Source organism: Thioclava sp. (genome assembly GCF_048263065.1).
Lineage (GTDB): Bacteria > Pseudomonadota > Alphaproteobacteria > Rhodobacterales > Rhodobacteraceae > Thioclava.
The window spans coordinates 289,512-300,866 of record NZ_JBLXEM010000005.1 but is presented as its reverse complement, the minus strand read 5'-3'; the positions used below and the strand labels follow the sequence as shown (position 1 = coordinate 300,866).

12 protein-coding genes are annotated in these 11,355 nt (G+C 61.2%); 1 reads left to right on the top strand and 11 read right to left on the bottom strand.

The features are described 5' to 3' along the window. Positions 1–521 precede the first annotated feature (521 nt). The 5 genes from pssA to ACN0SD_RS10025 form a co-directional block, all read right to left on the bottom strand. Complete coding sequence (gene pssA / locus ACN0SD_RS10045) at positions 522–1,253, bottom strand: CDP-diacylglycerol--serine O-phosphatidyltransferase (protein ID WP_417808108.1); 732 nt, start codon at positions 1,251–1,253, stop codon at positions 522–524. A 23-nt stretch (positions 1,254–1,276) separates the two neighbouring features. Next, positions 1,277–1,975 (bottom strand): phosphatidylserine decarboxylase, encoded by a 699-nt coding sequence (locus ACN0SD_RS10040; protein WP_417808107.1) that lies wholly within the window; start codon positions 1,973–1,975, stop codon positions 1,277–1,279. Between the two features lie 138 nt (positions 1,976–2,113). Then, positions 2,114–3,505 (bottom strand): peptidoglycan -binding protein, encoded by a 1,392-nt coding sequence (locus tag ACN0SD_RS10035; protein WP_417808106.1) that lies wholly within the window; start codon positions 3,503–3,505, stop codon positions 2,114–2,116. A gap of 3 nt (positions 3,506–3,508) precedes the next feature. Beyond that, on the bottom strand, positions 3,509–4,705 hold the full coding sequence (locus ACN0SD_RS10030) for a biopolymer transporter ExbB (protein ID WP_417808105.1): 1,197 nt from the start codon (positions 4,703–4,705) through the stop codon (positions 3,509–3,511). A gap of 59 nt (positions 4,706–4,764) precedes the next feature. Continuing rightward, complete coding sequence (locus ACN0SD_RS10025) at positions 4,765–5,313, bottom strand: gamma-glutamylcyclotransferase (RefSeq protein ID WP_417808104.1); 549 nt, start codon at positions 5,311–5,313, stop codon at positions 4,765–4,767. 51 nt (positions 5,314–5,364) lie between these two features. On the opposite strand from ACN0SD_RS10025, the gene ACN0SD_RS10020 reads away from it, so the two are divergent. Beyond that, a complete protein-coding gene (locus tag ACN0SD_RS10020) occupies positions 5,365–6,420 on the top strand; it encodes a DUF2125 domain-containing protein (RefSeq protein ID WP_417808103.1) in 1,056 nt (351 codons plus the stop codon). 1 nt (position 6,421) lies between these two features. Here ACN0SD_RS10020 and ACN0SD_RS10015 read toward each other — a convergent pair whose 3' ends face one another. The 6 genes from ACN0SD_RS10015 to ACN0SD_RS09990 all read right to left on the bottom strand — a co-directional run bounded on the left by ACN0SD_RS10015 (position 6,422) and on the right by ACN0SD_RS09990 (position 11,200). Continuing rightward, on the bottom strand, positions 6,422–7,027 hold the full coding sequence (locus tag ACN0SD_RS10015; RefSeq protein WP_417808102.1) for an extensin family protein: 606 nt from the start codon (positions 7,025–7,027) through the stop codon (positions 6,422–6,424). Beyond that, entirely contained in the window at positions 7,024–7,947 is a 924-nt protein-coding gene (locus ACN0SD_RS10010) for a prephenate/arogenate dehydrogenase family protein (RefSeq protein ID WP_417808101.1), read from the bottom strand. The genes ACN0SD_RS10015 and ACN0SD_RS10010 overlap by 4 nt, the downstream gene beginning before the upstream one ends. Beyond that, on the bottom strand, positions 7,944–9,044 hold the full coding sequence (gene hisC / locus ACN0SD_RS10005) for a histidinol-phosphate transaminase (protein ID WP_417808100.1): 1,101 nt from the start codon (positions 9,042–9,044) through the stop codon (positions 7,944–7,946). Before hisC ends, ACN0SD_RS10010 begins: the two co-directional genes overlap by 4 nt. 164 nt (positions 9,045–9,208) lie before the next feature. Further along, positions 9,209–9,829: a 30S ribosomal protein S4 gene (rpsD, locus tag ACN0SD_RS10000; protein ID WP_417808099.1), complete on the bottom strand. Its 621-nt coding sequence runs from the start codon at positions 9,827–9,829 to the stop codon at positions 9,209–9,211. A 155-nt stretch (positions 9,830–9,984) separates the two neighbouring features. Continuing rightward, positions 9,985–10,842, bottom strand: a complete 858-nt coding sequence (locus ACN0SD_RS09995) for a DMT family transporter (protein WP_417808098.1) — start codon at positions 10,840–10,842, stop codon at positions 9,985–9,987. A gap of 31 nt (positions 10,843–10,873) precedes the next feature. Continuing rightward, a complete protein-coding gene (locus ACN0SD_RS09990; protein WP_417808097.1) occupies positions 10,874–11,200 on the bottom strand; it encodes a hypothetical protein in 327 nt (108 codons plus the stop codon). Positions 11,201–11,355 lie beyond the last annotated feature (155 nt).

Genomic DNA, 11,355 nt, shown 5'->3' with positions numbered 1-11,355 from the left:
GCCGATATGCAACGATCCTAGTCGAATGACCAAACCGCCCACATATCTCTTCAGATAAATAACAATTTCAAAGAGCGTGAGGCCAAAAAGAACCGGAAGCGCTTATTTCTAAGCGCAGCCCGCCCTCAAACCTCGAATTCTTGGTGCCATCCGTTCCAGCGATGCTGGCCTTTCCGGCGTCCCGTGCGGCGTTGTGTGCCGCTTCGGTGAGGGGACTTCTACGGTTAGTCCCGGGGGTCCGCAACCACTTTTTTCACTTTGGGGGCGATTTTTTCTCATGTCCTTTGTTTTATTGGTGAAAAATCAGGCATTCTTACGCGATCAAGCCGTCGCTACAGCGTTGCGCAAAGTCAATCCACGCCCCTCCCCTAGGGTAAGGCGATTCATTTTGGAGTTTTGCGTGAGCCTTGGCGGCATTCTGAGCGCCGAAGCGAGCGATTCCAATACGACTCGCGCGCGACAACGTCGTGATGTCAGGGAATCGCCTTTGTCGTACCGAGCAATGGCGACGCATGCCCGACTCAGCCGCGCAGAATCATCCCACGCGCACGCCAGACAGCGGGCATCAACAACGCCACATAGATCACGACGATGATCACCATCAGCAACCAGATCTTGGTGAACACCATCCCCACCGCGATTACCGTGCCGATCAGGGCAAACCCGACGGCCCCGCGCGGGATGCGCAAGGCTTTGGGCGAGAACGTTTTGATGCGCGAGATCATCAGTGTGCCCACCAACCCCAACCAGATCGCAACCAGAACCGGCACAGCGCGCGCGTCCCCTATATTGGCGAAGGTGACGAACATCGGCAGCAGCGCAAGCCCCGCCCCCGCCGGCGCGGGCACACCGGTAAAGTGGCGCATCGAGTCGGGTTCGGATCGCATCACGTTGAACCGCGCGAGGCGCAAACAGGCCGCCCCGGTATAAATCAGCACGAAAATCCAGCCAAACGCGTGGGTCTCGCCCAACGCAAAGCGATACACCAGCAGACCGGGCGCAACGCCGAAGCAGAGGAAATCAGACAGGCTGTCGAGTTCCGCCCCGAAATCAGAGGTCGCATGCAGTCGGCGCGCAATCAGCCCGTCCAAGCCATCAATCAGCCCCGCGAGCAAAATCAACACCACCGCGAATTCATAGCGGTCATCCATCGCAAAGCGGATCGCCGTCAGACCAAGCCCCATCCCCGCGATCGTGACCAGATTGGGCACGAGCTGCAAAAACGGCATCCGGTCTTTTTCATGCGGTTGCATTATGCGCTCCCCTGCCCCGATACTTAGCGAACGCCGCCCTGGCGCTGTGGTTCCGTGCTGTTCAGATCGGCGATCACGGTTTCGCCTGCACACATCGTTTGACCAATGCACACCAGCGGTGCCACGCCCTCGGGCAGATAGATATCGAGACGCGAACCAAACCGGATCAGACCGAAGCGCTCGCCACTCATCAGGCTTTGACCCTCTTTGGACCAGCACAGGATACGCCGCGCCACCAGACCCGCAATTTGCACGACACCATATTGGCGCCCATCGGGCAGCGTGACGGCCAGACCGTTGCGCTCGTTATCCGAACTTGCCTTATCGAGCGCGGCGTTAAAGAACTTGCCGGACCGATACGCGACTTTCGAGATCCGCCCCGCAGCGGGCAGCCGGTTCACGTGGCAGTTAAACACCGACATGAACACCGAGATCCGCATCATCGGCTGATCGCCAAGCCCCAGTTCGACCGGCGGCACAGCGGGTTCCAGCAACGAGACAACCCCATCCGCGGGCGAGACCATCAGCCCCTTACGCGTCGGCGTAACCCGTTCGGGATCGCGGAAGAAATAATAACACCACACCGTCAGCCCGACGCCAATCCAGCCCAGCGGCTCCCATAGCAGGAACAGCAAAAGGGTGACGCCTGCGAAAATGGCGACGAATTTGCGCCCCTCGGGATGCATCGGCTTGACGAAGGTAGAGAGCATAGAGACGGACATAGGGCCTCGCATTAGGTGTTTGCCCCCGCTGCTTACCCTATGCACTCCCGCTTGGAAATCCCGCGCTGCGTGCTTTGCCACCACGATCGCGTTTCCCGATCCGAAATCAGCGGCACCGCCCCCCTGCCCGCCCGACGCTCAGCGTTCGGTCAGCTTCAACTCGATACGGCGGTTTTGCGCGCGCGCCTCGGGGGTGTCGGCTGTATTAACCGGGTCAAACTCGGCAAATCCAGCGGCGGCGAGGCGTTGGGGCGGAAAGCCAAGACTGCCCACCATATATTTCACCACTGACAGCGCGCGCGCCTGACTGAGTTCCCAGTTATCCCGGAACGGGCCATTGCCCGAGAGCGGCGTATCATCGGTATGCCCATCAACGCGGATGATCCACGGAATATCGCGCGGAATTTCCGAGCGCAGCTGATCAAGCAGCCCCGTCACCTGTTTGATCTGCGCCTTGCCCGCGTCCGACAGCGTAGCCGAGCCAGAGGGGAACAGCACTTCGGAGGAGAACACGAACCGGTCGCCCTCGACCTTCACGCCCGAGCGCCCCTTGAGCAGTTGCGACAGCTTGCCGAAGAACTCCGAGCGGTAGTTTTGTAGGTCCTTGGCTTCGGCCTCGGCCTTTTTGCGCGCGGCCTCTTCCAGATCGGCGCGTTTCTTCTGCTCAGATGCGGCGCGCGCGAGGGCTGCATTCAATTGCTGGCCCAGATTTTCCAGCTGCACCTTTGAGGCGGCGTCCTTTTGCTGCGCCTCATCCAGCACCGATTGCAACTGCGCCAGTTGCGTGCTGAGTGCGGCAACCTGCTGATTGAGCAGCGCCACTTTCTTGGCGGCATCATCCGAGATTTGCGTCTGTTCCTGCAGCGCCTTTTGCGCCGTGGCTTTTAGCGCGGCCTGTTTTTCGGCCTCGCTCAACTGCTGATTGAGTTGCGCCTCAATGTCTTTCTTGGCGGCCTGCGCAGCGGCCAACAGAGTTAGCGTATCCTCGGCCTGTTTGCGCGCCTCTTCCAGTTGCAGCGTCATCGCCGCCACCGCATCGCCCGATTGCGTCAACTTGGTGCGCAGATCGGCGATGGTTTCCTTGCTGAGGCGAATTTCGTCCGCCTTGGCGGTCGCATCGCTTTGTGCCGCGTCGCGCTCGCCAATCAGCTGCGCCACGCGGGCCTCAAATTCGGTGATTTTCTGACCCGCCGCATCCAGCTCGGCCTTGCGGTCAGATAGCTGCGAGGTCAGCGTCGCGATCAGCGAATTTTGCTGATCGGCGGCATCGCGGGCATCTTCCAACTCGCCGGTCAGGCGCTGCGTGCGGGTCTGTTGCAGTGATAGCGCACGCGCCAACTGGCTGACCTGTTCGTTCAGCGCGACCAGTTCGCCCTCCTTGGTGCTCAGCGTGTCGCGCAGCACCGATTGCACGATCATAAAGATCGACAGCACGAACATCAGCACCAGCAACAGCGCAGTCATCGCATCGACGAAACCTGGCCAGATATTGGCCGAAAACCGGTTGTTATTGCGCCGCGCAAGGGCCATGGCTTAGTCCTCGCGCGGGGGTTTATAGCCCAGAATGGCCCGCGTGAGCGCGGCGAAATCATGACGCAGATCAGCCATGCTTTCTTGCCGCCCCGCCGAAATTTCCTCAAGCATGCGCATCATTTGCAGATCGATCGAGCGCAGGCGCATCCGGGTTTCGGCCATTGCCTCGGCTTCGGGCGCACCCTCGGCGGTGCGCGCAGACAGCTGATCAAGCGCACCGATCAGCCGCTCTTGCCCATCCGCCATTTGCTGCAAGGACCGCGCCTGAACCGCGCGGGCGTCAATTTCCCCGCCCATGCGTTCCGACAGATCATGCAGTGCGTTTGAGAGATGCGCGATACGCGCCTCGGTCTGCACGCGCCCGGCATCGGATCGCACGAACAGCGTCTGGATTTGCTCCATCTGCTCGGACATATGATCGAGGATGCCTGCCACCATCGAGCTTTCGCCATCGCCCCCTTCAAGGGCCGTAAAGGACAGCCGCGTGATCGAGGAGATCCATTCCTCCAACTCGCGGTAAAACCGGTTCTGGCCGTGATTGGCGAACAGCTCTAGCAGTCCCACCACCAGCGAGCCCGCAAGGCCCAGAAGCGACGAGGAAAATGCCGTGCCCATGCCGCCAAGCTGCGCCTCAAGGCCCGTCATCAGGTTGTCAAACACGCCCATCGCGCTTTCGCCCTCTTTCGGTGCCAAAGCGCGGATGGTTTCCACAACGGCGGGCACGGTCGTCGCCAAACCGTAAAACGTGCCCAGCAGCCCGAGGAAAATCAGCAATGAGGTGATATAGCGCGTGATATCGCGCGCCTCGTCGATCCGTGTGGCCACCGATTCCAGGATCGAGCGCCCCGAACTGGACGACACCGCGCGGCGCGCCTCACGCGAGCCGAGCAGCGAAGCGAGGGGCGCGAGCATCGAAGGTGCGCTGACCTCGGGGCGTCCGGGGCGATCGGCGGCAAAGCTTTCGATCCAGTTCACCGCCTTGACGAGCTGCGCCACTTGCCAGAAACAGGCGAGAATGCCAAAGCCAAAGACCGTTAAGATCACCCCGTTCAGCCAAGGATTTGCCAGAAAGATCGGGAAGATACGGGCATAAGCGAAATAGCCGCCCATGCCCACCAGCGCCAAAACCAACAGCATCAGGAGAACCTGACGCACGGGTTGCGAAAATTGCGGGTTTAGCCGCACTGGTTCGTGCATACTCTGCCCCTTTGCCTGTTTTATCGCAGACTAGCGATGCGTGCGCCCTTCGCCAAGCGTTAACACGTCAATTCACGCACGCGTGCCGCAAGCCCATCCAACATCGTGTCGGGAATGCCCAATTCGTGCAAATGTGCCGCAGTATTAAACAAATAGTCGCTGTTTGGACCGCGCCCACCGGTGGCTTGCGCAATAATACGTGCCTGTTCTTCCAGCGTGAGCGCCCCGCAATACTGATCGTGATGGCGGTCGATCACATAGGTCACAGCCTGCACGCGCCGCCCATCCGCCAGTTCCAGCGGGATTTCGCGCTCCAGATAGGCCGATGTGACCAACTCGCGTTCACGCAAATAGGCCATGACCTCAGCCTCTTGGCCCGTGCGCACCGCAAACGCCACGCCATCGCACCCGCCCTGCCCCGTATTCAGCGCCAGCACCAGTCCCGGCGCTTCGGGCGTGCCGCGATGCACCAGCGAGCGCAGGCAAAACGAGCGCTCATAGCCCGGCGCGCGCGCCAGACTGCGTTCGGCCGCATCAAAGCCAGGGTTCCAGATCAGCGAGCCATAGCCAAAGATCCAGATCGTGTTCGTGTCAGGCTGGTCGTTCATGATCAACCGCCTTACATGGGAGAGAGGTTGATTGCAAAGAGGCATTAAACGATGCGCAAGCTGATCTGGCTGGTGGTGATTTTGACGTTCGGCTATGCGGGCTATTGGTTTTACGGCTCCTCCCAGATCGAGGCGGGCGCGAAAGCGATGCTGACGCAGGCACGCCAAGACGGCTGGGGCGATGCCAAGGGCGTCACCATAGCAGGGTTTCCGTCGCGCTTTGATCTGACTTATGAGCAACCGCAACTCTTTGGCGCGGGCGGCGCGTGGTCGTGGTCAGCGCCCTATGCGCAGGTCTTCGCGCTGGGATACGCGCCCAATAAAGTGATTTCTTATCTCCCCTCGGGACAGAAAATATTCCTTGGCAATCAAAGCTATACGCTAAACGTGGCCGATATGCGCAGTTCGGTGACAGTGGGCTATTCCACAGCTTTGCCGCTGCAAAACCTCGTCACGGTCATCGAAAACCCGGTGCTGACGCCTGCTGCGGGCACTGCCCCCGAGCTGAGCGCCGATCAGCTTCGCCTCGCCATCACGCGCGAGGATAAGGCGCAAGGCGCGCTGCCCGATCCAAATGACAATGGCCAGTTGATCATGCCCGGCGCCACCTATCGCCTTGGCGCAGAGGCGGTGAACCTGACGCTGCCCCCCGCGCTGGTGGCAAAAATCGCGCCCAAGTCTGGCTTGGGTGACACGGTCGCGCGCCTCCATCTGGACGCGCTTGCAGGTCTGCGCGACCCGATCACCAAAGAGGCAGCGGATCGCGGTTTGCCGGGACTGATGACGCTGGCCCTTAGTGATCTGTCGCTTAGCTGGGGCGGCAATGATCTGTCGGTTGCTGGCAATCTGCGCATCGATGCCAGCGGCTATCCCGAAGGCACGCTGCAAATCCGCTCGGCGTCGTGGCGCAACTGGATTTCGATCGCGCAAGGGGCGGGGCTGATTGCCAGCGATCAGGTCAATCTGATTTCCGGCGTGGCGACAATGCTGGCCGCGAAAGACCCGCAAGACGCGCTGGAAGTGCCGTTGATTTTTCAGAATGGTCAGATGAGCCTCGGGCCGATTCCGCTGGGGCCAGCACCACAATTTCCCCAACAGCAAAGCTAACTTAGCGACAATAGGCCCCGCTGCGATAGCTGGCCCCGTCGACATGCAGATGGTCTTGGTGGAAGCGGTCCGATTTCGGGCCCAGCACCGTGCCAAACGTGCCGCAGGCCGATTTATGCATCTTCTTGATGACGCGTCGCTTGCCGTTCCAATCGTCTTGCACGGTCAGCCGCGTGCCATCGCGCAAAACCACGCCCGACACGTCAATCGCGTTGCCCTTGGAATGCTCGCTCAGCTTGGCCCCTTTGCGCGAATTGCGCGTGCGGCACGAATATGAGGCGGCGATATTGATCGTCTCGATGCCCCCGCCACGCTTGCCCACCGCCGGTTTGATACCGCGATCCACCCAACGCTTGAAGGCCGCCCCCGCCGTGCAATTGACTCGCGCGGGTGTGCTAAGGGCGATGCCGGACACGGCGGTGATGCGTATCGGATCGGCAATGCCACAGGCGCCGGGCCCATCGATCGGCGCGATGCGTTCGCCCTCTAGCCCCGCGATGCCACATAGCGCGCCCGAGGACGAATAGCTGACCGCTGGCTTGCGCGACTTTCCGCAAGATCCAAGCGCTGCCAGCGCCATCACGGCCAAGATCAGCGTGCGGGTCATGTCTTTGTCTTCGGCCCACGTCCGAAATCAGGGGCGTCGGTATCCTGCCCCGCCTCGATAATGCCACGCCGGATCGCACGGGTGCGCGAGAAATAATCCTCCAGCATCTCACCATCGCCCATCCTGATCGCGCGTTGCAGCATGAAAAGCTCTTCGGCAAAGCGGCCCAGAACATCCAGCGTGGCCTCTTTGTTGGTCAGGAACACATCGCGCCACATCACCGGATCAGAGGCCGCGATGCGGGTGAAATCGCGAAAGCCGGAAGCAGAATATTTGATGATTTCTTCATGGGTTACACGGCGAAGATGATCCGCCACGCCGACCATCGTATAAGCGATTAGGTGAGGCGTATGTGACACCACTGCCAGCACCAGATCATGGTGATCGGGCGGCATCTCGTCAGTATTGGCGCCCATCGCCTCGACCAGTGATTTCAGCCGAGCCAGCGCAGGCGCATCGGTGCCCTCAAGCGGCGTGAACAACCACCAGCGGTTAGTGAACAGCGTCGCAAAACCCGCGCGCGGCCCCGATTGCTCGGTCCCTGCCAGCGGGTGACCGGGGATGAAATGCACGCCCTCGGGCATATACGGGCCAACCGCATCAATCACCGCGCGCTTGACCGAGCCAACATCGGTCACGGTCGCTCCCGGTGCCAGATGCGGCGCGATTTCAGCCGCAATCGCACCCATCGCGCCGACGGGCACGCAGAGCACGACCAAATCAGCCCCCGCGACCGCCGCCGCCGCCGTATCATGCACCGTATCTACCAGCCCGATCTCTAGCGCCGTCGCGCGCGTCTCTGCAGAGCGCGCATGCCCAGTGATCGTGCCGACAAGCCCGTGTTCGCGCATCGCGCGCGCCATCGACGAGGCAATAAGCCCCAGCCCGATCAGCGCAACCTTTTCATAGATCACGCTCATGCGCCTTGGCTCGCGCCGCCAGCCTTGAACACGCCGATCAAATGCGCGACGCGGCGACACGACGGTTCGTCCCCCACGGTGATGCGCAGGCAGTTGGGCAGGTTGTAGCCGCCCACGCGCCGCACGATCACGCCCTCGGATTTCAGCCAGTCGTCGCAAGCCGCAGCCTCACCCTCTGACGCAAAGCGCGCAAGAATGAAGTTCGCCGTAGAAGTATCTGACGGAACACCTTTTTCCGCCAGCGCTTCGGCCAACCAAGAGCGCAAGCGGGTGTTGTCATCGCGACATTTGTTGATCCAATCCTGATCGCGCACCGCCGCCTCGGCGGTTTCAAGCTGCGCGGTAGCAAGGTTGAAGGGGCCTCGAATGCGATTGAGAATGTCGATGATTTCGCGCGCCCCATAACCCCAGCCCACGCGCAACCCGCCCAGTCCGTAGATCTTGGAAAACGTGCGCGTCATAAAGACGTTGGGCAGCCGCGTAGCCAGCTCTGCCCCGCCGTCATAGCCCTCGACATATTCAGAATAGGCGCTGTCGATCACCAGCAGCGCACCCTTGGGCAGCCCGACAGCGAGCCGTTCCAACTCGGCCAGCCCGATCATCGTGCCCGTCGGGTTGTTTGGATTGGCAATGAACACCAGCTTGGTCTTCTTGGTGCAGGCGGTAAGGATCGCATCGACATCGGTGGTGCGCTCGCGCTCGGCGACCTGAACGGGGGTGCCGCCCGCCGCTTGCGTGGCGATGCGATACATCAGAAAGCCGTGCTCCGTGAAGATCACCTCATCGCGCGGACCGATGAAAGATTGGCACAACAGGTGGATAATCTCGTCGCTGCCCACGCCGCAGATTATGCGGTCGGGATCAAGACTATGAACATCGCCAATCGCAAGGCGCAGCTTGGCGTGATCGGTCGACGGGTAGCGATGCATCGTGTGGGCGCATTTGGTAAACGCGTCCTTGGCCTTATCGGACGGGCCGAACGGATTCTCGTTCGAGCTGAGCTTGATCGCATCAGTGCGCCCAGCGACATGGGCCGCCCCGCCCTGATACAGTTCGATGTCCATGATGCCGGGTTGCGGGCGGATGTGACTCGTCATGACCTGTTCCTCGAAATTCTCCTGATATCTAGCGGGGTGCGCGCGGCAGGGCTAGTCTCAAGATCACCCCGATGTCATCGCGGTGCAATGCGCGACCTGCATGCAACGAAAAAGGCCGCACCCGAGGGCGCGACCTTTCGCAAAAACCGGCGAAGACTGAAAGATCAGTTCTTCGCGTAGAATTCGACCACGAGGTTGGGTTCCATTTGAACCGCGTAGGGCACGTCACCCAGCTTGGGCGTGCGCACGAAGGTCGCAACCATCTTATTGTGATCAACGTCGAGGTAATCGGGCACGTCGCGCTCGGGCGATTGCACAGCTTCAAGAACCAACGCCATCTGCTTGGATTTCTCGCGCACTTCGATCACGTCGCCCTCTTTCACACGGTAGGAGGGGATGTTCACTTTTTTGCCGTTCACCGTAACGTGGCCGTGGTTCACGAACTGACGCGCCGCAAAGACGGTCGGCACGAATTTCGCGCGGTAGACCAGCGCGTCGAGGCGACGCTCGAGCAGACCCACCAGATTTTCACCGGTGTCGCCCTTCACACGCTCAGCTTCGGCGTAGATGCGGCGGAATTGTTTCTCGGTCAGATCGCCGTAATAGCCCTTGAGCTTTTGCTTGGCGCGCAGCTGGGTGCCGAAATCGGACAGCTTGCCCTTGCGGCGCTGGCCGTGCTGGCCGGGGCCGTATTCGCGGCGGTTGACCGGCGATTTTGCGCGGCCCCAGATGTTTTCGCCCATGCGGCGGTCGATCTTATACTTGGCAGACGTGCGTTTGGTCACGGCTGGACTCCTTCTTAGCGTTTCGAAGGGCGTTGTCCTCCTCCGGGTGTGATCCCGGCGACAGGTTTCCTCTTGCGAGGTCCACCAACACCAATGAATGACCCGGCAGCACTGGCTACCGGGATGGCGGGCTTATACAGCGCGCAGCCCCGGAGTCAACGCGCATTCGGGCGGTTTTTGCGCAGCGACAGCGCGATGCCCCCCAGAACCAGCGCTGCGGCGATCCAGAAGCGCAGCGATGGGGTTTCAGCCAGCAGGACAGCACCGCCGAGGGCGGCAAGGATCGGCACCGAAAGCTGCGCGATGGCGGCCAGACTGGCGGGGATTTGCGGCAACACGCGATACCACAGCGCATAGCCCAGCCCCGAGGTGATCGCCCCCGAAGCCAGCGCAGGTCCCCAGCCCCAAGCCGCGCCCTGCCCCGCATCGCGCGCCACGCCCAGCCAGATCAGCGCCAGCGGCACCGCTACCGCAAAGTTCAACGCACTCGCCACCAGCGGATCACCGGCGCGCCGCCCATTCAGCGAATACAGCCCCCAGCCGACCCCCGCGAGCGCCATCAGTGCGAACCCCAGCGGATCAAGAGGCTGCCCACCCGATCCGGGCGCCAGCAGCACCGCAAGCCCCGTAAATGCCAACCCCGCCCCGATCCAACGCCAAGGCGAGATCGGCTCGCGCAGCACCAAAGCGCCCGCAAACATCGTGATCTGCACCATGCCAAACAGCGTCAGCGCCCCGACACCGGCATCAATCAACCCGCTCGCGATGGAAAATCCGTAGATATACAGAAACAGCGTGGCGACACCCGCACCGAGCGCCGCCGGGCGCATCCTCATCCCACGCCAGCCCTTTGCGCCCAGCGCCATCACCAGCAGCACCAGCGCCCCCGAGGACAACCGCACCACCCCGGTAAAAGCCGGTCCCCAGCCCGCCCCATGCACCGCCATCCGGTTAAGCACCGAATTGGCCGCAAAGGCGATCATCACGAGGGCAGTGAGAGATAACAGGCGCATTGGCCTCCTTCTATCGCGACCAGGTGAGACCCTATTTGCGCCGCGGATTGTATGGCTGGGCGGTGCAACTGCCCGAACCCGTAAAGCTGTTGTCGTAGCCAAGCGGCATCTGACGGACCTGCACGTCCATCGTATCCTTGAGCAGCGTCACCGTCTCGCGCACGCCCACAGCAGTGTTGGACGCGCCGCGTGAACGCCCTTTCACGTTCTTCGCCTCCCAGCGAAAGGTGATACGCGCCGGATTGTCCACCACGACCTTGACGGGCATATCCTTGCCATAGGTGCGCCAGATCATGCCATCGACTGCCCGCGCCTCGCCGGTCTTGGCGTCATAAACTATCTCAAGTGTCTTCGACATGAAGCTCCTGCTGGGACGGTCCGTCAATGCGCATTTATAGAGGGTAGCGCCTGCTTGCGCGGCCGTGCTGCCCATGACCAGTGCGGCGGCAATGAGAAATTTTCCAAAATACATGTCTTCCATCTCACAAATTGTTTGATCTAGCCCAACTCGGC